Origin of the sequence: Gordonia aquimaris, from assembly GCF_026262595.1 — a bacterium.
GTDB classification, from domain to species: domain Bacteria; phylum Actinomycetota; class Actinomycetes; order Mycobacteriales; family Mycobacteriaceae; genus Gordonia; species Gordonia tangerina.
Genome location: NZ_JAPKFM010000001.1, coordinates 26,582 through 48,859, shown reverse-complemented (window position 1 = coordinate 48,859; position 22,278 = coordinate 26,582). Strand labels below are relative to the sequence as shown.

Genomic DNA, 22,278 nt, shown 5'->3' with positions numbered 1-22,278 from the left:
GGAAAGGCTCGACGCAGGGTGAGCCCGGACACCCCCATGGTGCCGATACCATGGTGCAATGACTGCAGTGCGCACCGGTGGAGACGACCCCGGCAAGGTCGCGATGCTCGGCCTCACCTTCGACGACGTCTTGTTGCTGCCCTCGGCGTCCGACGTCATTCCCAGCGACGTGGACACCTCGTCGCGGGTGACCAAGGACATCACCCTCAAGGTCCCGCTCGTGAGTTCGGCGATGGACACCGTGACCGAGGCGCGGATGGCCATCGCGATGGCGCGCGCGGGTGGCATGGGCGTGCTGCACCGCAATCTGTCGATCGAGGATCAGGCAGGGCAGGTGGAGACCGTGAAGCGCTCGGAGGCCGGCATGGTCACCGATCCGGTGACGTGCTCGCCGACCCACACCCTCGCCGAGGTCGACGCGATGTGTGCGCGGTACCGGATCTCCGGTCTCCCGGTGGTCGACGGTTCGGGTGAACTCGTCGGCATCATCACCAACCGTGACATGCGTTTCGAGGTCGACCAGTCGCGCCCGGTGTCCGAGGTGATGACCAAGGCTCCGCTGATCACCGCACAGGAAGGGGTCTCCGCGGAGGCCGCCCTCGGCTTGCTGCGTCGCAACAAGGTGGAGAAGCTGCCCATCGTCGACGGCAATGGCAAACTCACCGGCCTGATCACGGTCAAAGACTTCGTCAAGACCGAACAACACCCGTTGGCGACCAAGGATGCCGACGGCCGTCTGCTGGTCGGGGCCGCTGTGGGAACCGGTGACCCGCAATGGGATCGAGCGATGGCGCTGGCCGATGCAGGCGCCGACGTGATCATCGTGGACACCGCGCACGCGCACAACCGCCTCGTCCTCGACATGGTGGCCAAGCTCAAGGCCGAGGTGGGCGACCGGGTGCAGGTCGTCGGCGGCAATGTCGCAACCCGTGAGGCGGCCCTCGCGCTCGTCGAGGCCGGCGCCGACGCCGTCAAGGTGGGCGTGGGACCGGGGTCGATCTGCACCACCCGGGTCGTCGCGGGCGTCGGGGCACCACAGATCACCGCGATCCTGGAGGCGGTAGCCGTCTGCAAGCAGCATGACGTGCCGGTCATCGCCGATGGCGGTCTGCAGTACTCGGGCGACATCGCCAAGGCGCTCGCCGCCGGTGCGTCGACCGCCATGCTCGGCTCGCTGCTGGCGGGCACCGCAGAGGCACCCGGCGAGTTGATCCTGGTCAACGGCAAGCAGTTCAAGAGTTACCGGGGGATGGGCTCGCTCGGCGCGATGCAGGGGCGCGGTCAGGGCAAGTCGTACTCCAAGGACCGGTACTTCCAGGACGACGTGCTCGCCGAGGAGAAGCTGGTGCCCGAAGGCATCGAGGGCCGGGTCCCCTTCCGCGGGCCCCTCGGCCAGGTGATCCATCAGCTCGTCGGCGGCCTGCGCGCGGCGATGGGCTACACCGGGTCGTCGAGCATCACCGATCTGCACGACGCCCGCTTCGTCCAGATCACCGCGGCCGGTTTAAAGGAATCGCACCCGCACGACATCACACTGACCACCGAAGCGCCCAACTACTATTCCCGCTGACGCGCGTTTGCCCCGGTGTGATCCGGGGCACAACCGCGACCTCAAACGTGTAGCAGAAAGGCGCAACGGTGCGTGACCTCGTCGACATCGGCATGGGGCGGACGGCCCGACGGACGTTCGAACTCGATGACATCAGTATCGTCCCGTCGCGGCGGACCCGGTCGTCCAAGGATGTGTCGACCGCCTGGCAGATCGATGCCTACCGCTTCGAGTCACCGATCCTGAGTCATCCCACCGACGCCCTGGTGTCGCCGTCGGCGGCGGTCGAACTGGGCCGCCTCGGCGCTCTCGGGGTGATCAACGGTGAAGGGCTGTGGGCCCGACACCGCGACGTGGACGCCAAACTCGAGGAATTGGCCGCGGTGGCCACCGACAACGCCGATCCGTTGGCCGCGATCCGGCTGCTGCAGCAACTGCATGCCGCACCGCTCGACCCCGACCTACTCGGTGCGGCGGTCGCCACGGTGCGCGACGCGGGTGTCACCACAGCCGTCCGCGTGAGTCCCCAGCATGCGCCCGAACTGACGCCGGCGCTGTTGCAGGCGGGTGTGGAGATCCTCGTCGTGCATGGCACCATCATCTCCGCCGAGCATGTGGCCCAGGCGGATCCGAACGACGGCCAGGTTCGCGAGCCGTTGAACCTGAAGACCTTCATCGCCGAACTCGACATCCCGGTTATCGCCGGTGGCGTACACGATCACCGGACCGCCCTGCATCTGATGCGCACGGGTGCGGCCGGTGTCATCGTCGGGTACGGCTCTGCCGAGGGTGCCACCACGACCGGCGAGGTACTCGGCATCGGGGTGCCGATGGCGACGGCGATCGCCGACGCGGCCGCGGCCCGGCGCGAGTACCTCGACGAGACCGGCGGCCGGTATGTGCACGTGATCGCCGACGGTGATATCCACACCTCCGGTGACCTCGCCAAGGCCATCGCCTGTGGTGCCGACGCGGCAGTTCTCGGTACACCGCTGGCCGCCGCCGCCGAGGCGCCCGGGCGCGGGTGGTACTGGCCGTCGGCCGCCGCCCACCCCGACACCCCACGCGGTGCTCTGTTGCAGGTCGCGACCGACGAGGACCGGCCCAGCCTGGAGTGTGTGCTGAACGGGCCGTCGCAGGACCCGTACGGCGAACTCAATCTCGTCGGCGCGCTGCGTCGTTCGATGGCCAAGGCCGGCTACAGCGATCTCAAGGAATTCCAGAAGGTGGGCCTGACCGTCCACGTCTGAGCAGTAATCCGTGATCACGCGGTTGGCTCCGGGTGCGGTAGCGCGGGAGGCGAGCGGCTCGGCGCGGGTACGGTCGGCGGGTCAGTCGAGGCCGCGGGCGATCAGCGTGTCGGCGAACCCGTCGGCGGTACGTAGCGCCGCGATGACCACCGGCGCGACGAGAATCCGTGCGCCGGGACGCAACCCGCGCGCCTTGCGGGCCTCGTCGACCTGCGCCACCACCTCGACCATGAGCGGGATGGACCTGATGGCCAGAGCCAGCGCCAGCGCGATGTGATCGACCCGCACTCCTCGCCGGGCCAGCGGCCGAAGCGCGGTGACGACGGCGTCGAGAATCGCCGAGGTCCTGGTGGTGAGGGTGACCGCGGCGGCCATCGCCACCGATGCCGCGAGAACGGCGCAGACGACCAGGGCACGTTGCCAATCGGTGAAGATCACCTGGAAGACGAAGACGAACACCACCACCCAGACGACCGGGCGCATCTGGCGCCACGCCTCACGCGGCCGGATGCCGCCGAGAGCGAACACGCCGACCACCCCGAGCGCGAGGAACCCGACCGCGGCCGGCGTCCGTACGGTGATGCTGACGGCGAGGATCGCCGCACCCAGCCCGAGCAGTTTGAGCCCTGCAGGAAGCCGATGCAGTGGTGAATGACCCGGCCGATAGACACCGAGGGCCGTCATGTCATCAGCCGACGGTAAGCGGTGACCGCCGCGGCGGGCTCGTCGTCGGCGACGACGCGGCCCTCGTCGAGCACGATGACCCGGTCGTAGTCGGCGACCATGTCCAGATCGTGTGTGAGCACCACCAGTTGTTCGTCCAGCGTCGTGAACACCGTGCGCAGCATCGCGCTGTTGCGGAGATCCAGCAGCGTGGTCGGTTCGTCGGCGACCAGCACCGATGGCCCGGTCACGAGCACCGAGGCCAGCGCGAGTAGCTGTTTTTGGCCACCCGAGAGCCGGTGTGCGGGGTGGTCGGCGTGATCGGCCAGCCCGAACTGCGCGAGCACCGCCGCGGCGCGCGACGACCGCTCAGCGCGGTCGCGGACGGTACGGGTGAGGGAGAGCTCGATGTCCTCGATGACGGTCGGCATGATGATCTGTCGATCGGGATCGCTGAAGATGAACCCGACCTCTTTGCGGACCCGACGTTTGTCCCGGGCAGCGTCGATCCCGTTGACCGTCACCGAACCGCGGTCGGGGACCACCAGCGCGTTGATCATTCGCGCCAGGGTCGACTTGCCGCTGCCGTTGGCGCCGATGATCCCGATCCGCCGCTCGCTCAGGGTGAGATCGATGTCGTCGAGCACGACCCGGCCCTCGTAGGCGTGGCCGACACCACGGAATTCGATCATCGATCTGATTCGCTCACCGACGTCGGGTCAGTGGCCGCGGCGCAGCCGGATCGGGGCGATCAGTCCCGGGTAGGCGCGGTGCACCTGAGCGGCCACCAGCGCCGCGATCACAGCCTTGGCGATGTCGCCGGGAATGTAGATGCCGTTGGTGGAGATGGCCGCCCACAGCGACAGATCGGTGCGCAGCAGCAACCCGATGACGCCGCACGCGTAGATCACCACCATGCCGCCGACGATGTTGATGCCGACGCCCCACACGATGCGATAACGCGGCATCATGGCCGCGGTAGCCAGCCCGATCACCAGTACGGCGGGCAGAAAGCCCACGAAGAAGCCGGCCGTCGGCGAGGACAGTGCGACCAGCCCGCTGCGTCCACCGGCCAGGATGGGTAGCCCGGCGATAGCCAGTACGGCGAAGATGATCACCGCGAGCGTGCCCTTGCGGGGGCCGAGGATGGAACCCGCCAGCATCACACCGAGGGTCTGCAGGGTGATGGGCACACCCGAGGCCCCGATGGTGATGGTGCCAGGTAGTCCGAGGGCCGCGATCAGCGCGGCGAACACGGCGGCCTGCGTCAGATCGGCCACCGACAGTGAAAAACGGCGTGAGGATGATGGCGCGCCGGTGGTCGAAGACATGCCTGCATTATGTCTGGCGACGTTGATCACTAAACTCCCTGGGGTGACAGATTCTTCTTCCGCACCCCTTCCCGACGGTCCTCGCCCGGTGCTCGTCATCGACTTCGGTGCGCAGTACGCGCAGCTGATCGCCCGGCGGGTGCGTGAGGCGCGGATCTATTCGGAGGTCATCTCGCACGACGCGCCGCTCGCGGAGTTCGAGGCCCGCAAACCGCTGGCACTGATCCTGTCGGGTGGGCCGGCGTCGGTGTACGCCGAAGATGCGCCCGCCCTCGACCCGGGTGTCTTCGACCTGGGGGTCCCGGTGTTCGGCATCTGCTACGGGTTTCAGGCCATGGCCCGCCAGCTCGGTGGCGAGGTGGCCAACACCGGCGGGCGTGAGTTCGGTCGGACCACGCTGACGGTGACCGGTGACGGAGTGCTGCACGAGGGACTGACCGAGACGCAGCCGGTGTGGATGAGCCACAACGATGCGGTGCAGCAGCCCCCGGAGGGTTTCATCGTCACCGGATCGACCCCGGGCGCGCCGGTGGCCGCGTTCGAGTGCGTCGACCGTCAAATGGCGGGTGTCCAGTATCACCCGGAGGTACTGCACACGCCCCACGGTCAGCAGGTGCTGACGCGCTTTCTCTACGAGATCGCCGGCCTCGAGGCGACCTGGACCGCGGCCAACATCGCCGATGCGCTCATCGACGCGGTGGCCGATCAGATCGGCGACGGATTGGCCATTTGCGGACTGTCGGGCGGCGTCGACTCCGCGGTGGCGGCTGCCTTGGTGCAGCGGGCCATCGGCGATCGATTGACCTGCGTGTTCGTTGACCACGGGTTGTTGCGGGCAGGCGAGCGGGAGCAGGTACAGCACGATTTCGTCGGCGCGACCGGCGCGAAGCTCGTCACCGTGGACGCGGCCGACACCTTCTTGTCCGAACTCGCCGGTGTCAGCGACCCGGAGACCAAACGCAAGATCATCGGTCGCGAGTTCATCAGATCCTTCGAAGGTGCGGTCACCGACGTGCTCGGTGATCACGCGTCCGATGGTGCCAAGGTCGAGTACCTGGTCCAGGGGACCTTGTACCCCGATGTCGTCGAGTCCGGTGGCGGGAGCGGTACGGCCAACATCAAGAGTCACCACAACGTCGGTGGCCTCCCCGAGGATCTGGAGTTCTCGCTGGTCGAGCCTTTGCGGCTGCTGTTCAAAGATGAGGTCCGGGCGGTCGGGCGGGAACTAGGTCTGCCCGAGGAGATCGTGGGGCGCCAGCCCTTCCCAGGTCCGGGCCTGGCCATCCGGATCGTCGGCGAGGTCACCGCCGATCGTCTGGCGATGTTGCGCAAGGCCGACCTCATCGCCCGCGAGGAACTCACCGCCGCCGGCCTCGACGGTCAGATCTGGCAGTGCCCGGTGGTGTTGCTGGCCGATGTGCGCAGTGTGGGGGTGCAGGGCGACGGTCGCACGTATGGCCATCCGATCGTGCTGCGCCCGGTGTCCAGTGAGGACGCGATGACCGCGGACTGGACCCGGGTGCCCTACGAGGTGCTCGAACTCATCTCGACCCGCATCACCAACGAGGTGCCCGACGTGAACCGGGTGGTTCTCGACGTCACGAGCAAGCCGCCGGGCACCATCGAGTGGGAGTGACTCCGGTCGATGGCGACCGATGGGTCATCGTCGTCGTGACGACCGTGCGCCGGTGACGATGAGCAGCAGGCCGATCACCAGGCCGGTGGCGACCGCGATCCAGCCGAGGTCGCCGGCCGACGGTAGGTCCGGGCCACCGGCCAGTCCCCACGCCGCGACCGACAGGGCGGCGATCCCGAGTAGGACCAGACCTGGCGCACGGTGCCGGGTATCGCTGCTTCCGGTGGTGCGGAGATCGGTGTCGTCGTCGTTCATCGGGTCACCTCCACATGTCCCACGTTGGTGTGCGCATCGATGGTGAGCACGGGTCCGTCGGTACCGTCGCGGCCGCCGTCGAGTCCGTCTGGGCAGACATAGTCGCCGACGTTCGCATCGCAGTTGGCGCTTATGTTGGTGTTCTCGCCCACCAGTACCTCGATCTCGCCGACGCCGTTTCGCAGTTCCACGGTGCGATCGGCGGTGATGTCCACACCGCGCAGGTCGAGCACCATCTTGCCCATCGTGAGGGAATACGCGTCGTCGATGTCGGATTCCGCGATCGGTGTCCACGTCCGCTCACCGACGCCTCCCGACGGCAGGTTCAGATGTCCGATACTGGTGGTCGCGATAACGGCGACGCCCAGGATCAGGGCGATCGGCACCAACCCGGCACTGTGCCCGCCGGCGTTGCGACGGCGTAGACCCGCATAGATCAGGCCGCCACCCACCACCGCGAGGGCCATCGAGACGATGCGTGCCGGGGTGAACCAGTCGACGCCGACCTGATGCAGTGCGGCACCGGCCGCGGCGACGATCACCGCGAGGCCGATCACCACGAGGGTCAGCGGCGAACGGCGTTGCGAGCGATGGTCGATCGCCTGTTCGGTGGCGGGTTCGGGCAGATCCCAGGCGAAGCGGGCGGTGCCCAGCGGATCCCAGGCCGGTGGGGTACGGCGCAACTCGTCGGTCGCGAAAACCTCTGCCGGTCCGGTGTCGGTCGGGGCGGCAGGCCCTGTGCCGGAAGCGCGTTGGGAGGCGACGTCAGGTGCTCCGGCCGTGAATGCCCCGGGCCCGAACGCCGATTGCCCGGGAGGAGAGGTCGACGGACCTGCGGGTGGTGCGGCAGAACCGGGGGAGTTCGTCGGGGTGGCGGGAGCGGCACCGCTCGGACCGGTCATCATCGCCCGTGGAATCCACGGCTGCAGTGGGCCATCGGTGCGGGCCGCGACCACGTCGGGCGTGACCGGGTGATGAGTGTCGACGCTGGTGCCCGCCGGCGGTTCCGGTGTGCGCTGGTAGAGCAGCCACCAGCCCAGCAGCATCAGTGCTGCGCCGAGGAGGCCACCATAACTCCACGTGGTGTTGGGGCCGAATGAGGTGAGCACGATGATCGCGAGCACGATCAGCAGGATCAGCTGTGGATTGCGGTGACGCCGATGGCGCGAATGCTGTTGCGTGGGGCCGTGGATGAACTCGCCGTGCCGAATCGAGCCGAGCTCGTCGTGCTGCTTGTTCTCACTCGGCGTGGCCACCCACGCGGCGATGTACAGCACGAGGCCGCTACCGCCGAACAGCGTCGCCACCACGAATGCGATCTTGACCAGCGTCGGGTCGACGCGGTACCGCGCGCCGATGCCGGCACACACACCGGCGACGGTGCGGTTGGTGCTCGGTCGAATCGGCCGGGTCGCCCACAACCCCTCGAACTGCTTGGTGTCCATGGTCTCCATCGTGGCGACTCGGACGTGCCACCACATCGGGGGAGGACCCTGAGAAAGTCCCTGATGTGCGGGGCGGGTCGGTCGTGCCACTATCGAGGTGTGAGTGGTTCCCCCGTGCCCGCGGCCTCGAGCCCGTCGACGTCGGCCCAGTTGCCGACGCCGCGACTGATGCGTCGCGACGGCGGTCGGGTCATCGCCGGGGTCGCGGGAGGCATCGCCGATCACCTCGGTGTGGACGCCTTTCGCGTGCGGGTGGTGTTCATGGTGCTCGCCGCGCTCGCCGGAGCCGGTGTGCTCGCCTACGGGCTGCTGTGGTTCTTCTGTCCGCCCGGTCGCGACACCGCACCGCCCGGACCTGGTGAGCGTCGGCAGGCCTATGGCCTCGCGCTGGTCGGGCTGGTCGCGATGTCGGTGGTCGGCTTCGCCACCTCCGGCACACCGGCGGCCTATCTGGTCCCGTTCGTCTTCGTGGTGATCGGTGCGAGCCTCGTGTGGCGGGAGTTCGACACCTCGCACAGCACACCCCGCACCCCGTTGCTCACCTGGACGCGCTTCATCGGCGGCGCATTGTTGGTGATCGGCGGTCTGGTGGTGATCGTGCTGGCCGGCGACCGGTCGTTCGGGGGGTTGTCGACGACGTTGCTCGCGGTGGTCGCCACCCTGATCGGGGTGGTACTGCTGACCGTGCCACTGTGGATGCGGATGTGGCGTGCGCTCAACGAGGAACGGGCCGCACGCATCCGTAACGCCGAACGCGAGGAGATCGCCTCGCATCTGCACGACTCCGTGTTGCAGACGCTCGCGTTGATACAGAAGCAGGCGGGCAGACCGGAGGAGGTCGCCCGGCTCGCGCGAAGTCAGGAACGTGAACTGCGCGGCTGGTTGTTCGGTGATCCCGCCCAACGCGCGGGTTCGCTGTCGGCGAGTTTGCAGGAGGTCGGCGCGGAGGTCGAGGACCACTACGGCATCGAGGTCGACGTGATCACGGTCGGCGACCTGCGCCCGGAGGATGAACCCGCTGCGCAGCGACGCCGCTGGGCGGCGTTGGTGGCGGCGACACGCGAGGCCTTGATCAACGCCGCCAAGCATTCCGGGGAGCGCAAGGTGGATGTCTACGGGGAGGTGACCGACGACCAGGTCGAGGTGTTCGTGCGCGATCGGGGCATCGGTTTCGACCCCGAACTCGTCGATGGCGATCGGCACGGCATCACCCGTTCGATCACCGCCCGGATGCATCGCGCAGACGGGGAGGCCACCATCGATTCGGCGCCCGGACGTGGCACCAACGTCCGGCTCGTGATGCCCCGCGAATCCGGTGGGGGACACGCCGATCCCGACGGCGGTTCGGTGGATAAGGGTGCCGGACAGACGGGTTCGGCCGGAACCGCAGACAATACAAGTGGCGCGGGCCGGCCCTCACATCTCGACGCAGGACAGACCAGGGAGGCATCGTGACGATGGAATCCACGGACGCGGCGGTGTGTCGGATCTTTCTGGTCGACGACCATGCGGTGTTTCGTTCCGGCGTGCGAGCCGAGCTGTCCTCGGAGCCGGGTCTGGCGATCGCGGGCGAGGCGGGCACGGTGGCCGAGGCGGTGGCGGGCATCCTCGCCGTAGCGCCCGACGTCGTTCTGCTCGACGTGCACATGCCGTCGGGCGGAGGGGTGGCCGTGTTGCGTGGGGTCACCGACGCGATCACCGATGGCCCGCCGCCGGTGTTCTTGGCGCTCAGCGTGTCCGACGCCGCCGAGGATGTCATCGCGACGATCCGGGCCGGTGCGCGTGGCTATGTCACCAAGACCATCGACGGGGCGGCGCTCGCCGACGCCGTGCGGAGGGTCTCCGATGGGGATGCGGTGTTCAGTCCGCGCCTGGCCGGATTCGTGCTCGACTCGTTCACCGGCAAGTCCGCTGCGCCCGAGCCGCCTCTCGATCCGGAACTCGACTCGCTGACCAAGCGGGAACTCGAGGTGCTACGGCTGCTGGCGCGCGGTTACACCTACCGGGAGATCGCCGACGAGCTGTTCATCTCGATCAAGACGGTCGAGACGCATGCCTCCAATGTGTTGCGCAAGACCCAACAGTCCAACCGAAACGCGTTGACCCGATGGGCGGCCACCCGCCACATCGGCTAGCCCCAGCACTCCGGGCCGTTCACCCGGCTACGACGAGGATCAGCACCACCACGACGATCAGCGCGAGGACCGCACCGATGCCGACGGCGAGCATCGTCGGCGACAATCCCGACGGGCCTGAGCGCCCCAGCCCGGTCCGGTCCGAGGGCTGATGGGTCCCGGATTCTGTTGCCGTCGACACCGCCGACACTCGGTCGTCGGCGTGCGGGGAGGCAGCGGGCGGTCGGGCCGGCAGCGGTCCCCCGACCGGGAGGTGGGTGCCGGTGGGATGCGTTCGTGGTGGACGCGGCGATCGCTGGGCCCATGTGGGCAGTCCGCCATCCGGTGTGGTGATCGGGCTGGTCAGCACGTGGCGGACCGAACCACGTTCACCCGCAGCGACTTCGGCGAGCAGGTCGCGTGCCTGGGCCATGGTCGGTCGCCGCGACGGGCTCGGTTCCAGCAGCCGTAGCAGTACCGGCTCGACTGCGCCGGCCCGCGTCATCGGGTTGATGCGGGCGCGAGCGACCTTGTGCAGCAGGGCAAGTGAATCGTCGTCTACGCCGAACGGCGGTTGTCCCTCGACCAGGGTGTAGACCGTTGCGCCGAGTGAATACACATCCGACGCCTCGGTGGGTTCGGCGCCACGGGCAACCTCGGGTGCGAAGTATGCCGGCGTCCCGGTGATCACACCGGAGCCGTGCAGACTGACCTCGTCCTTGAGGCGGGAGATCCCGAAGTCGGTGATCTTGACCAGACCGGCGGTGCGGCCGGTGGTGGTCACGAGCAGATTGCCCGGTTTGATGTCACGGTGGATGATGCCGGCGGTGTGTGCGGTGGCCATGGCGTCGGCCACCTGGGCGCCGATCTGCGCCGCTTGTCGTACATCGAGAGTCTTTGTGGTGTGCAGGATCTGCGCGACGCTGCGGGATGGGAGATACTCCATCACCAGCCAGGGCTCACCGCTGTCGAGGGCGACGTCGTGCATCGCGATGGCGTTGCGATGGACGAGTTTGGCGGCTATCCGACCCTCGCGCATGGCGCGTTGTCGGATGTTCTCGGCGGTTTCTTCGCTGAGGCCCTCGGTGGAGACCACTTGCTTGACCGCGACGTCCCGGTCGAACAGCTGATCGCGGGCCAGCCAGACCGTGCCCATGCCGCCGCCGCCTATGCGTGACCGCAATCGATACCGTCCGGCGACCAGATACTGGGGACCGGGCGTGCGATGGTGGTCCGGGGTGGTCGGCATAGGCTGCATGATAGTCGTGCCGTCGAGACAGGGTGCGACGCTTGACAGCGTCATCGCACATATGTTCGACTTCGGGTATGCGGTGGTCCGATCAGGGGGTCGGGGTCGACGACGGTGCTCTGCCCGGCTTGGGAAAGGCGGGTCTGGTGCGGTCGGTGCAGACCCCTGAGTTCGAGGGAGTCACGTTCCACGAGGTGCTCGCCAAGAGTGCGCTCAATCAGGTTCCCGACGCCGCGAATCTGCCGTTCCGTTTCACTGTCAACACCTTTCGCGGCTGCACGCACGCTTGTCGATACTGTTTTGCCCGGCCGACCCATGAGTACCTGGATCTCGACGCCGGCCGTGACTTCGACAGCCAGGTGGTGGTGAAGCTCAATGTCGCCGCGGTGCTGCGCAAGGAACTGCGGCGGCGATCGTGGACCCGGGAGACCGTTGCGCTGGGGACCAACACCGACCCCTATCAGCGCGCCGAGGGGCGTTATCGGCTGATGCCGGGGGTGATCTCGGCGCTTGCGGAGTCCGCGACACCCTTCTCGATCCTGACCAAGGGCACGTTGTTGCGTCGCGATCTGCCGTTGTTGCGGCAGGCGGCGCAGAAGGTGCCGGTGAGCATCGGGATCTCACTGGCCTTCCATGATGCCGAACTGCAGAAGGCGATCGAACCGGGCACACCCTCGCCCAAGGCAAGGCTGGAGCTGATCCGGGCGGTGGCCGATGCGGGATTCGCGCCGCATGTGATGGTCGCGCCGGTGATCCCGTATCTGACCGACTCGGTGTCTCATCTCGAGAGCCTGATCGCGGCCCTCGCCGATGCCGGTGCCGCCGGTGTCACCGCCTTCCCGATGCATCTGCGCGGCGCTACGAAGCCGTGGTTTCTGGAGTGGCTGGCCGCCGAGCATCCGGCGCTGGTGCGTCGGTACCGCGGCCTCTACGGCCGGGGTGCCTATGTGACCCCGGAGTACTCGGCGTGGTTGGCCGCTCGGATGCGCCCCCTCGTCGAACGTCACGGGTTGTCGGGTGCGGCCGGCCTGCGGGCCGCGGCGTCGGCCGGTGCCCCTGCCCCCGGTCCGACGCCAGAGGCGCTCACCCTCTTCTGAGTTCCGCCGTGCCGCGTCCCGGCCGTACGCGTCGCCGCCGTGCTTCGCGTGCTCGATGTCGGCGCTCCTCCGTGTGTTGCGGGGGCGACTGGGTTCTGGGTGGAACAACGATCGGGCGCATGCCGCTGACCTCGCGCGTTGCGGTTGTCGGTGGTGCGCCCTAGTATCGAAATCACTCGAAAACATGTTCGAACGCACGTGCATCTTCCCGGCGCGCTATTGCGGAAAGTCGCTGGTAGGAGGCTGTATGAGTGTGTCGTTGGAGGTTTCCGAGAACGGTTCGGAGAACCCCCGTGTCCGCCGTTCGACAGACGGTGAACTGGACCGTCTCCGGCGTCGGATCGCGGCGATGTCGAGGCAGCCGGACCGGCCGGCGATGCAGGTGTCCGATCCGTCCGACGAGGTCCTGCCGGTCCCGGCCGCGATCGCCGATCTGTTGCCGCGCGGTGGCCTGGGACGCGGTGGTGTGCTCACGGTCGATGGCGCACGGTCGGTGTTACTGGCGATGATCGCATCGGTGAGCGGCGCGGGATGTCAGGTCGGACTGGTGGGTATGCCGCACCTCAACCTGGGGGCGGTGACCGGACTCGGCGGCGATCTGGCCCGCATCGCCACGGTGCCAGAGCCTGGTGTCGACCCGGTCGAGGTGGCCGGCGTGCTACTCGACGGGATGGATCTGGTCGTGCTGGATCTGGCCGGCGCCGCGGTGCCGCCCGCGCGGACCCGGGTGATGATGGGACGGCTGCGTAAACAGAAGTCGGTGCTGCTGATCACCGGTGGTTCCTGGCCGGGTGCGCACCTGCGTCTGGTGACCGAGGTCGTCACCTACCGGCATCTACCGGGTGCCGATTCCGCAGACCTGGCGACGGCGCGGCCGGGGGTCGGCCGGATCGGTGGGATGACCCTTCGGCTGACGGTCGCCGCTCGCGGTGCGCGTCGTGTGGTCGGCGAGATCGAGATGCGGACAAGCGGATACGGTGCGGGCCGGCAGGTGGAACTGGCTGCGTCATCGACCGGCCCCCGCTTGGCGGTGGCGAACTGATGTCCGAGCTGACCACGGCACCGGAGCTCGGCTCACCGGAACCACCGGGAGCGTCGCAGGCATCGGGAGCGTCGGAGAAGCGCATCCTCGCCTTGTGGTGCCCGGACTGGCCTGCGACCGCGGCGGCGATCGCCGCGGATCTGCCGCCACATCACCCGGTCGCCGTTCTCCACGCCAATCGGGTGGTGGCCTGTTCGGCGCCGGCGCGGATGGCCGGGGTGCGGCGTGGCATGCGTAAGCGGCAGGCGCAGTCGGCCTGTCCGGAGATGACGGTGATGGCCGGCGACGACCACCGGGATGGTCGGGTGTTCGAGCCGGTGGTCGCGGTGGTGGCAGATCTGGTGCCCGTCGTCGAGGTGTTGCGGCCGGGGCTGCTGGTGGTGCCCGCGGGGAGGGCCGCCCGGTATTTCGGGGACGAGCACGTGCTGGTCGAGAAGCTGATCGATGCGGTGGCGGCGGGCGGGGTGGAGGTCCAGGGCGGGATCGCCGACGAGTTGTTCACCGCCGTGCTGGCTGCCCGTGGTGGGCATCATGTGCCGCCGGGCGGTGACGCTGCGTATCTGGCCGATCGACCTGTCGGCGACCTCGCGGTGGAGCCGAGCCTGAGCGATCCGGCTCGTGTCGAGCTGGTGGAACTGCTGCGCAGACTGGGGATCTCCACCATCGGGGCCTTCGCGATGATGTCGGTCCGCGACGTCGCCACCCGGTTCGCCGCCGACGCGGTGGTGGCTCATCGGTTGGCCAACGCCGCACCCGGCAGGCCGCCTTCGGGACAGGTTGCCCCGGCCGACCTGATCATCGAGCACCGGTGTGATCCGCCGATCGACCGGGTGGACTCGGCTGCTTTTCTCGGGCGCCGACTGGCCGACGAGCTGGCCGGACGTCTGGCGGCGGCGTCGGCGGCGTGTACGCGGCTCACCGTGGAAGCGGTCACCGAACGAGGGCAGCGCCATGCCCGGACCTGGCGGTGTGCGCAACCGCTGACACCGGAGGCCACCGCCGACCGAATCCGATGGCAACTCGAGGGGTGGCTGACCGGCGGGCGTCCCGGGGCCGACGACCGACCGGATTCCCCGGTGGCACTGCTGCGTCTCGAGCCCATCGAGGTGGTCGGTGCGGGTACGTTGCAATACTCGTTGAGCGGCAACGGTTTACCCGAGGACCCGGAGATCGGTGAACGGGCCCGGCGCGCTCTTGTGCGGGTTCAGGGTCTGCTCGGCGGCGATGCCGTGCAGCTTCCCGTCACGAGCGGAGGCCGCGGCCCCGCGGACCAGATCACCCTGGTGGCGCTCGGCGAGGAGCGGCTACCGTCACGGGATCCGGCGGCACCATGGCCGGGTGGACTACCCCAACCGACCCCGGCGGTGCTGATGGCGACACCGATCCAGGTGTTGGACATGCTGGGCACCCCGGTGGAGGTCACCGGTCGGGGCGGTTTCTCCGCCGAGCCCACCACGATTCAGATGGCGTCGGACGGTCGGCGACGACGCAGCTGGGAACTGCGGTGGTGGGCCGGACCGTGGCCGAGCGGGCTCGACGACGATGACCCCACCGGGATGACCGCCCGAGCTCAGGTGCTGCTCGATGATTCGCGTGCCCTGCTCCTGCGCTATCGGGCGCGGAGCTGGGTGGTGGAGGGAGTGTATGAGTGATGTGGTCAGCTGTTGGCGCCGCGGGCGATCACCGGCCATCGGTCCGCAGGCCCATCGGCCATCGGCACGATGAGTTCATCGACCAGATTGACTGCGGTACACACATGATTGGGCACCATGCGCACCGTCGTGCCGGGATCGGGGATCAACACTGCCGGGTGGTCGATCGGAAAGTCGATGACTGCGTGGTGTTCCGACAGCGAGGTGACGACAGCCGTCGGGGCTTCGAGGAGGCGACCGAACCCCGACGTCCAGGCGGGTCGGTCCGCGCCCACGATCTTGCTGCCCGCATCGATGACGATCCGGGTACCGCTGCGGTGTACCACGGTGGCGATCGCCGTCAGCGCGACATCGTCGGCGGTGCACGACCCGAGCTCGAGCTGCTGTGCATCGTTGAACGGGTAGACCCCGGGACGGATCTCGGTGAGCACCTCGGCGCTCGCGAAGCCGATCGTCGGGGTGGAGCCGCCGCTGCGCACCACCGGGTCGATCCCGTTGTCGCGCAGTGATCGGGCTGCCTGCGTCAGGGCCTCGAACTCGTCGTCGGCGGCGCGTCGACGGGCCGGGCCGGGGCCGTAGCCGTGGCCGGGGAAGGTGAACACGCCGACGACGTGCAGCCCGAGGTCGTCGGCAGCGCGGGCAAGGGCTCCGGCTTTGTCGGCGACAACTCCGGTCCGGTGCTGACCGGAGTCGACCTCCACGACCACCTCCACCGGGACATCCGCCAACACGGCAGCGAGTTGTCGTGCACCGGCCACCGAGTCGATCGCCAGGCGCAGCCGAGTTCGGCGGGCGAGTGAACGCAGCCGTGCACCCTTGTGCTCGGTGACCCACAAGGGGTAGGCGATGAACAGGTCGGAGACCGTCGGCGCCAGAGCGTCGGCGAAGGCTTCCGCCTCGCCGATCGTCGCCACCGTCAGGCCCACTGCGCCGGAATCGATTTGGCGTCGGGCGAGCTGTGCACACTTGTGGGTCTTGGCATGGGGCCGAAGGTCGATGCCGAGCTCGCGTGCGCGATCGGCGACCGCGGTGAGGTTGCGGTCGAGGCGAGCGAGGTCGACCGACAGGAAGGGCGTGTCGTCGGCCATCGGCTCATCTGTCATGGACGACGATCGTAGCCGGTGGCCTGTCCGAGTGCGGCGGCCGATTCGCCGAACAGCAGGTATTCCTGGTGCAGGAGCCGCGCGGTCAGACCCGGAGCGATCCGATGCCCGAACTCGGCCAGTGACCCCATCGCGGAGTTGATCCGGCGCGGGCGGTCGACGATGCCATGCAGCACCCGCGACGCCGCTTTGTCCACGCCCCAGACGCCGGCCTGGTCCTCATAGGCCTCGGTCGGAGCGATCATGCGGGTGCGGACCAGTGGTAGCCGGACATTGGTGAATGTCACGTGATCGGACAGTGTCTCGACCCCGACGACATCACTGAAGGCCTCCAGCGCCGCTTTCGACGCCGCATACGCACCGAACCGAGCCGTTCTGGACTGCACCGCGATGGAGGTCACGTTCACGATATGGCCGGATTGCCGGGCCACCATATGTGGTAGCAGCGCGAGGATCAGGTTGACCGCACCGAAGTAGTTGACCGCCATGACCCGCTGGTAGTCGTGCATCCGATCGGTGGCGTTGATGGTGGCCCGGCGGATGGAGCGACCCGCGTTGTTCACCAGCACGTCCACGTGATCATGTTCGGCGAGAACTCTTTTGACCATGCCGGTGACGGATTCGGTGTCGGTGACGTCGCATTGATAGGCGCTCACGCGGCCGGGAGGCACCCCGTCCTTGCTAGGGGTCGCGGCGAGTTCGGACACGGCCGCATCGAGTCCCGCCGGATCTCGTGCCAGGATCATCACGTTCGCGCCGCGGGCCAGACACATCCTGGCCGCAGCCTTGCCGATTCCCGCCGAGCCGCCGGTGATCAGGATGTTCTTGCCGACCAGTGGCCCGCGTGGATCCTGCCGCCGATGTCGTGCGGGGTCGAGGTGTTCGGCCCAGTAGGACCACAGCCGTGGCCCGTACTCCTCGAGGTCGGGCAGCGTGATGCCGAGACCGTGCAGAACGGTGGCAGTGGCGTCCGCACGGAAGTCCGCGGTCAGTGCGACGGTGTCCAGCAGCGCCGGCGGGACACCCTGCTGGGTGGCCAGTAGATCGCGGCCGACCCGCAGCGGACCGGTTCCCGCCAACCGCAGCATCGGTTCGACGATGGCGTTCGGCACCACGGTGTGCCCGCGCGGTCCGTCGAATCCCGGTGCGATCGCGTTGTACATGTCGGTGATCGTCCGTCGCCGTGGGTCGGCGAGGTGATGGACGAGGCCGCTGTGTTCCGGATCGAGCGCGCACAGCGCGACGAGCGAGGCGACCACATAGTCGACCGGGACGATGTTGGTGTTTCCCAGATCGGGCATCGGCAGTGGCAGCGACGAGGGCAGCGCGCCGAGCAGTTGCAGGTGGCCGAAGAAGTAGTAGGGTCCGTCGACCTTGTCCATCTCACCGGTACGGGAGTCGCCGACCACTACCGACGGACGATAGATGCGCCAGCGCAACCCTTCTCGGTTGCGAACCAGACGCTCGGCCTCGAACTTGGTGCGGTGATACGGCGTGGGGAACCCCTGACCGGTGTCGAAGTCGTCCTCGGTGTAGGTGCCGCGATGATCGCCGGCCACCGCGATAGACGAGACATGGTGCAGAAGCGCGTCGGCGGCCATCGCGAAGTCGGCCACGCGTGCGGTGCCCTCGACGTTGGTGGTGTGCTGCACATCGGCGTCCGCGGTCATGTCGTAGATGGCCGCGAGATGGATGACGTGATCGATGTCGGGCAGTTCGTCGGCGTCGAGGCCGAGTCCGGCAGCAGTGAGATCGCCGACCACCGGCAGGACGCGTCCCGTGCTGTCGGCGGAGGCCAGGAATTCGCTGAACCGCGACAGCGTCGCGCCCCGTACCAGCGCGATGATCCGTGTGTCGGACTCGACGGCCAGGAGGCGTTCGATGACCCGACGGCCGATGAAGCCGGAACCGCCGGTGATGAAGTACGTCGTCATGGGTATGGATCCGATCTCGAGGGGATACTGGACCAGGCGATGAGTTCTTACTTCACGGTAAGAACGCTGTTGATAGACAGGGTGACACTTACATTGACGAATGGCAACATCGGTGAACACGCATGTCGGCCCGAGGTCGACGCCGATCGTCGCGGCATCGACGACCTGGTGGCCGCGGCGTTCGGCCGTCGGGCGGAAGCGGATCTGGTCAGCGCGCTGAGGCGCGACCGCGCCGCCTGGATTCCGCAGCTGTCGTTCGTGGCCGTCGACGACGCAGACTGCGTCGCGGCGTACGCGCTGTTGACGCGCTGCCGGGTGGGCGACCGGGCGGCGCTGGCGCTGGCGCCGTGCGCGGTGTGGCCGTCGATGCAGAACTCCGGACTCGGGACACTGGTCACGCGAGCTGCGCTCGACGCCGCACGTGGGCGGGTCGAGGCCGGCGCCGAGGAGAACCTCGTCGTGGTCCTCGGGCATCCGGGGTTCTATCCGCGATTCGGATTCCGGCGCGCGTCGGAGGTCGGCGTCGCCGCGCCGTTCGAGGTCCCCGACGAGGCGCTGATGTTTCTGGCTCTCGACCCGACCCGTTCGACGCCCGCGGGGATGATCGACTATCCGCCCGCCTTCGGGGTGTGAGTCCGCGCTTGATTCATCGAACGCATGTTCGATAAACTCCCTCGGTGGGTTGGGATCAAGGACCGCCGACATGGTCGGAGATGGAGCGGGTTCTCTCCGGTCGTGCGCCGGACGGACGACGTCCGGGCGAGGCCTTCGGTCCCGGTGACAACGCCGGTGACGGCAACGACAGTCCGGCGTGGTCGCGCAAGCGGGGGGCCTACCGCGCCGACGGGGTCGAACGGGGCCGATCGTCGGTGCCATTCGCCGAACTGCATGCGCACAGCGCCTACAGCTTCCTCGATGGTGCCTCGATGCCCGAGGAGATGGTGGAGGAGGCGCAACGTCTCGGCCTGTCCGCACTGGCCCTGACCGATCACGACGGTTTCTACGGGATCGTGCGATTCGCCGAGGCGGCACGCGAATTCGAGCTGCCCACGGTGTTCGGTGCCGAACTCTCCCTGGAACCCGACGCCGCGCGGACCGGCGTCCCCGATCCGCCGGGTGAGCATCTGCTGGTACTCGCCCGTGACAGCGAAGGATATCGGCGGCTGTCGCGGACCATCGCCGACGCGCACATGCGTGCGGGGGAGAAGGGGTTGCTGCGCTATGACTCCGATGCCCTGCCGGACATGGCAGGTGGACACTGGTTGATCCTCACCGGATGCCGGAAAGGGGCGGTGCGCCGCGCGTTGGATCGGGGTGGTCCGCAGGCGGCGCGAGATGCGCTGGCCGGGCTGGTGCAGCGGTACGGGGTCGATGACGTCGTCGTGGAACTCACCGCGCAGGGGTTGCCCGACGACGATGAACGCAACGCGGTCCTGGCCGGGTTGGCCGGCGAGTTCGGGCTGGCGACGGTGGCGACCACCGGTGCGCATTTCGCCGGTCCGCGGCGACGTCGACTGGCCACGGCCGTTGCCGCGGTCCGTGCCCGCACCGATATCGAGACCATCGACGGCTGGCTGCCGGGGGTGGGCGGAGCACATCTGCGCAGCGGCGACGAGATGGCCCGGTTGCTGCCGGGCCACCCGGAGGCCATCGACAACGCGGTCGGTCTGGCGACCGACTGCGCGTTCCGGCTCGGTCTGATCGCGCCGCAGCTACCGCCGTTCGATGTACCCGCCGGGCACACCGAGAACAGCTGGTTGCGGGAGAAGGCGATGGCCGGGGCGTTGCGTCGCTACGGCCCGCCGAGTGCTCATCCGCAGGCTTACCGGCAGATCGAGCACGAACTCGCCATCATCGAGACCCTCACCTTCCCGGGTTATTTCCTGGTGGTCGCCGACATCGTCGATTTCTGCAAGGCCAACGACATCCTGTGTCAGGGCCGTGGCAGCGCGGCGAACTCCGCGGTCTGCTATGCCCTCGGGATCACCAATGTCGATCCGGTGGCCAACAAGTTGCTGTTCGAGCGGTTTCTCGCGCCGGAGCGGGACGGTCCGCCGGATATCGACGTGGACATCGAATCCGACCGCCGCGAAGAGGCGATTCAGTACGTCTACCGCCGATACGGTCGCGACTACAGCGCGCAGGTCGCCAACGTCATCACCTATCGCGGTAAGTCCGCCGTTCGGGACATGTCGCGGGCACTGGGATATGCGACCGGCCAGCAGGACGCCTGGAGTCGCGCGCCCGACGAGGCGCCTGCCGACGTCACCCGACTCGCCGGCGAAATCCTGGGTATGCCAAGACATCTGGGTATCCACTCGGGTGGGATGGTGATCTGTGACCGGCCGATCGCCGACGTGTGTCCCACGGAGTGGGCGCGGATGGCCGACCGCAGTGTCCTGCAGTGGGACAAGGACGACTGCGCCGCGATCGGTCTGGTGAAATTCGATCTGCTCGGTCTGGGGATGCTCTCGGCGTTGCATTACGCGATCGATCTGGTGGCCGAGCACAAGGGGATCGAGGTCGACCTCGCCACACTCGACCTCACCGAGCCCGAGGTGTACGAGATGCTCTGTCGCGCAGATTCGGTCGGCGTCTTCCAGGTGGAGTCGCGTGCTCAGATGGCCACCCTGCCGCGGCTGCGACCGCGTACCTTCTACGACCTGGTGGTGGAGGTCGCGCTGATCCGTCCCGGTCCCATCCAGGGTGGGTCGGTGCACCCCTACATCCGGCGCCGCAATGGTGCCGAGGAACCCACCGTCGAACATCCGTCGATGCGTAAGGCGCTCGACCGGACCCTGGGGGTGCCGTTGTTCCAGGAGCAGCTGATGCAGTTGGCGGTCGATGTGGCCGGATTCGACGCGTCGGAGGCCGACCAGTTGCGGCGTGCGATGGGGTCCAAGCGCTCACCGGAACGGATGGAGCGGCTGCGTCGGCGGTTCTACGCCGGGATGCAGGAACTGCACGGGATCACCGGGGAGATGGCCGACCGCATCTTCGAGAAGATGGCGGCATTCGCGAATTTCGGTTTCCCGGAGAGTCATTCGCAGAGCTTTGCGTCGCTGGTGTTCTATTCGTCGTGGTTCAAGCTGCACCATCCGGCCGCGTTCTGCGCGGCGCTGCTACGGGCGCAGCCGATGGGTTTCTACTCGCCGCAATCGCTGGTCGCCGATGCCCGGCGTCACGGTGTGCGGGTTCATCGACCCGACATCAACAGGTCGTTGGCGCATGCGACCCTGGAGAACGCGGGCCTCGAGGTCCGTCTGGGTCTGGGTGGAGTGCGTGGCGTCGGTGCCGACGTTGCCGACCGGATCGTCGAATGTCGCACTCGAGAAGGGGATTTCGCCGACATCGCGGATGTTTCCCGGCGGGCCGGTCTGACGGTCGCGCAACTCGAGGGGCTCGCCGGTGCAGATGCGTTCGGCTGTTTCGGGATGAGTCGGCGGCAAGCGCTCTGGGAGGCCGGGGCGGCCGCGACGGTCCGCTCGGATCAACTGCCACTCGAGGCGGCTGCCCCCACGCCGACGCTTCCGGGGCTTTCGGATGTGGAACTCGCGGCCACCGACGCGTGGGCCACCGGGATCACCCCGACGTCGTATCCGACCCAGTTCCTGCGGCCGCGGTTGGCGGCGATGGGCGTGATCCCCGCGGATGGTCTTTTGACGGTCGCCGACGGTTCGCGCGTCCTGGTGGCCGGTGCGGTGACTCATCGACAGCGTCCGGCCACCGCGTCCGGCGTGACGTTCATCAACCTGGAGGACGAAACCGGAATGGTCAATGTGGTGTGCTCGGTCGGGCTGTGGACGAGGCACCGGAATCTGGCACACTCGGCCTCGGCGTTGCTGATCCGGGGCACCGTGCAGAATGCCGAGGGGGCGGTGACGGTGGTGGCAGAGCGTTTGCAGCGCTTGGATCTTCGAGTGGGAACACGTTCGCGTGACTGGCACTGACACATACT

General features: G+C 68.1%; 18 protein-coding genes. 10 read left to right on the top strand and 8 right to left on the bottom strand.

Features of this window, described 5'->3' with window-relative positions; all coding sequences use genetic code 11:
• Positions 1-58 precede the first annotated feature (58 nt).
• On the top strand, positions 59-1,570 hold the full coding sequence (guaB, locus tag OSB52_RS00225) for an IMP dehydrogenase (protein ID WP_235723706.1): 1,512 nt from the start codon (positions 59-61) through the stop codon (positions 1,568-1,570).
• A 68-nt stretch (positions 1,571-1,638) separates the two neighbouring features.
• A complete protein-coding gene (locus OSB52_RS00220) occupies positions 1,639-2,799 on the top strand; it encodes a GuaB3 family IMP dehydrogenase-related protein (protein ID WP_266059574.1) in 1,161 nt (386 codons plus the stop codon).
• A gap of 81 nt (positions 2,800-2,880) precedes the next feature.
• On the opposite strand, the gene OSB52_RS00215 is transcribed toward OSB52_RS00220, so the two are convergent.
• From OSB52_RS00215 to OSB52_RS00205, 3 genes are read right to left on the bottom strand one after another with little or no spacing between them, the layout of a single operon-like run.
• Positions 2,881-3,483: an energy-coupling factor transporter transmembrane component T family protein gene (locus OSB52_RS00215; RefSeq protein WP_266059572.1), complete on the bottom strand. Its 603-nt coding sequence runs from the start codon at positions 3,481-3,483 to the stop codon at positions 2,881-2,883.
• Positions 3,480-4,154 carry an energy-coupling factor ABC transporter ATP-binding protein gene (locus tag OSB52_RS00210; protein WP_266059571.1) on the bottom strand — a complete coding sequence of 225 codons (675 nt, stop codon included), beginning with the start codon at positions 4,152-4,154 and terminating at the stop codon, positions 3,480-3,482. The genes OSB52_RS00215 and OSB52_RS00210 overlap by 4 nt, the downstream gene beginning before the upstream one ends.
• A 27-nt stretch (positions 4,155-4,181) precedes the next feature.
• Entirely contained in the window at positions 4,182-4,793 is a 612-nt protein-coding gene (locus OSB52_RS00205) for a biotin transporter BioY (RefSeq protein ID WP_266059569.1), read from the bottom strand.
• 43 nt (positions 4,794-4,836) lie between these two features.
• On the opposite strand from OSB52_RS00205, the gene guaA reads away from it, so the two are divergent.
• The gene (gene guaA, locus OSB52_RS00200) at positions 4,837-6,429 is read left to right on the top strand and encodes a glutamine-hydrolyzing GMP synthase (protein ID WP_266059567.1); all 1,593 of its coding nucleotides are present in this window, start codon (positions 4,837-4,839) and stop codon (positions 6,427-6,429) included.
• A 24-nt stretch (positions 6,430-6,453) separates the two neighbouring features.
• On the opposite strand, the gene OSB52_RS00195 is transcribed toward guaA, so the two are convergent.
• Entirely contained in the window at positions 6,454-6,684 is a 231-nt protein-coding gene (locus OSB52_RS00195) for a hypothetical protein (protein ID WP_235723712.1), read from the bottom strand.
• Positions 6,681-8,129, bottom strand: coding sequence for a PspC domain-containing protein (locus tag OSB52_RS00190; protein WP_308203644.1), 1,449 nt, complete (start codon positions 8,127-8,129; stop codon positions 6,681-6,683). The genes OSB52_RS00195 and OSB52_RS00190 overlap by 4 nt, the downstream gene beginning before the upstream one ends.
• Before the next feature lie 168 nt (positions 8,130-8,297).
• Here OSB52_RS00190 and OSB52_RS00185 point away from each other — a divergent pair, with 168 nt between their 5' ends.
• Together OSB52_RS00185 and OSB52_RS00180 are read left to right on the top strand one after the other, a co-directional pair.
• Positions 8,298-9,584 carry an ATP-binding protein gene (locus tag OSB52_RS00185; RefSeq protein WP_235723757.1) on the top strand — a complete coding sequence of 429 codons (1,287 nt, stop codon included), beginning with the start codon at positions 8,298-8,300 and terminating at the stop codon, positions 9,582-9,584.
• Between the two features lie 2 nt (positions 9,585-9,586).
• Positions 9,587-10,264: a LuxR C-terminal-related transcriptional regulator gene (locus OSB52_RS00180; protein ID WP_277614772.1), complete on the top strand. Its 678-nt coding sequence runs from the start codon at positions 9,587-9,589 to the stop codon at positions 10,262-10,264.
• Between the two features lie 19 nt (positions 10,265-10,283).
• Here the strand turns inward: OSB52_RS00180 and OSB52_RS00175 are convergent, their stop codons facing one another.
• Entirely contained in the window at positions 10,284-11,492 is a 1,209-nt protein-coding gene (locus OSB52_RS00175; protein WP_266059565.1) for a serine/threonine-protein kinase, read from the bottom strand.
• A 77-nt stretch (positions 11,493-11,569) separates the two neighbouring features.
• Here OSB52_RS00175 and OSB52_RS00170 point away from each other — a divergent pair, with 77 nt between their 5' ends.
• The 3 genes from OSB52_RS00170 (at position 11,570) to OSB52_RS00160 (ending at position 15,283) form a co-directional block, all read left to right on the top strand.
• Positions 11,570-12,589, top strand: a complete 1,020-nt coding sequence (locus OSB52_RS00170; protein ID WP_266059563.1) for an Rv2578c family radical SAM protein — start codon at positions 11,570-11,572, stop codon at positions 12,587-12,589.
• A gap of 247 nt (positions 12,590-12,836) precedes the next feature.
• A complete protein-coding gene (gene imuA', locus OSB52_RS00165; protein WP_266059562.1) occupies positions 12,837-13,631 on the top strand; it encodes a DnaE2-dependent mutagenesis accessory factor ImuA' in 795 nt (264 codons plus the stop codon).
• A complete protein-coding gene (locus OSB52_RS00160; protein ID WP_235723716.1) occupies positions 13,631-15,283 on the top strand; it encodes a DNA polymerase Y family protein in 1,653 nt (550 codons plus the stop codon). The genes imuA' and OSB52_RS00160 overlap by 1 nt, the downstream gene beginning before the upstream one ends.
• A gap of 5 nt (positions 15,284-15,288) precedes the next feature.
• Here OSB52_RS00160 and OSB52_RS00155 read toward each other — a convergent pair whose 3' ends face one another.
• Together OSB52_RS00155 and OSB52_RS00150 are read right to left on the bottom strand one after the other, a co-directional pair.
• Positions 15,289-16,386, bottom strand: a complete 1,098-nt coding sequence (locus OSB52_RS00155; RefSeq protein ID WP_266059561.1) for an alanine racemase — start codon at positions 16,384-16,386, stop codon at positions 15,289-15,291.
• Positions 16,383-18,320: an SDR family oxidoreductase gene (locus tag OSB52_RS00150; protein ID WP_266059560.1), complete on the bottom strand. Its 1,938-nt coding sequence runs from the start codon at positions 18,318-18,320 to the stop codon at positions 16,383-16,385. The genes OSB52_RS00155 and OSB52_RS00150 overlap by 4 nt, the downstream gene beginning before the upstream one ends.
• Before the next feature lie 93 nt (positions 18,321-18,413).
• On the opposite strand from OSB52_RS00150, the gene OSB52_RS00145 reads away from it, so the two are divergent.
• Positions 18,414-18,953, top strand: coding sequence for a GNAT family N-acetyltransferase (locus OSB52_RS00145; RefSeq protein WP_266059558.1), 540 nt, complete (start codon positions 18,414-18,416; stop codon positions 18,951-18,953).
• A gap of 44 nt (positions 18,954-18,997) precedes the next feature.
• Entirely contained in the window at positions 18,998-22,270 is a 3,273-nt protein-coding gene (locus tag OSB52_RS00140; RefSeq protein ID WP_266059557.1) for an error-prone DNA polymerase, read from the top strand.
• Positions 22,271-22,278: the final 8 nt, after the last annotated feature.

Bases quoted from the DNA above. Each gene is read 5' to 3' on its own strand.
- guaB (WP_235723706.1), top strand. From the start codon at position 59: ATGACTGCAGTGCGCACCGGTGGAGACGACCCCGGCAAGGTCGCGATG.
- imuA' (WP_266059562.1), top strand. From the start codon at position 12,837: ATGAGTGTGTCGTTGGAGGTTTCCGAGAACGGTTCGGAGAACCCCCGT.
- OSB52_RS00185 (WP_235723757.1), top strand. From the start codon at position 8,298: ATGCGTCGCGACGGCGGTCGGGTCATCGCCGGGGTCGCGGGAGGCATC.
- OSB52_RS00150 (WP_266059560.1), bottom strand. From the start codon at position 18,320: ATGACGACGTACTTCATCACCGGCGGTTCCGGCTTCATCGGCCGTCGG.
- OSB52_RS00190 (WP_308203644.1), bottom strand. From the start codon at position 8,129: ATGGACACCAAGCAGTTCGAGGGGTTGTGGGCGACCCGGCCGATTCGA.
- OSB52_RS00195 (WP_235723712.1), bottom strand. From the start codon at position 6,684: ATGAACGACGACGACACCGATCTCCGCACCACCGGAAGCAGCGATACC.
- OSB52_RS00180 (WP_277614772.1), top strand. From the start codon at position 9,587: ATGGAATCCACGGACGCGGCGGTGTGTCGGATCTTTCTGGTCGACGAC.
- OSB52_RS00215 (WP_266059572.1), bottom strand. From the start codon at position 3,483: ATGACGGCCCTCGGTGTCTATCGGCCGGGTCATTCACCACTGCATCGG.
- OSB52_RS00170 (WP_266059563.1), top strand. From the start codon at position 11,570: ATGCGGTGGTCCGATCAGGGGGTCGGGGTCGACGACGGTGCTCTGCCC.
- OSB52_RS00155 (WP_266059561.1), bottom strand. From the start codon at position 16,386: ATGACAGATGAGCCGATGGCCGACGACACGCCCTTCCTGTCGGTCGAC.
- OSB52_RS00205 (WP_266059569.1), bottom strand. From the start codon at position 4,793: ATGTCTTCGACCACCGGCGCGCCATCATCCTCACGCCGTTTTTCACTG.
- OSB52_RS00160 (WP_235723716.1), top strand. From the start codon at position 13,631: ATGTCCGAGCTGACCACGGCACCGGAGCTCGGCTCACCGGAACCACCG.
- OSB52_RS00210 (WP_266059571.1), bottom strand. From the start codon at position 4,154: ATGATCGAATTCCGTGGTGTCGGCCACGCCTACGAGGGCCGGGTCGTG.
- OSB52_RS00175 (WP_266059565.1), bottom strand. From the start codon at position 11,492: ATGCCGACCACCCCGGACCACCATCGCACGCCCGGTCCCCAGTATCTG.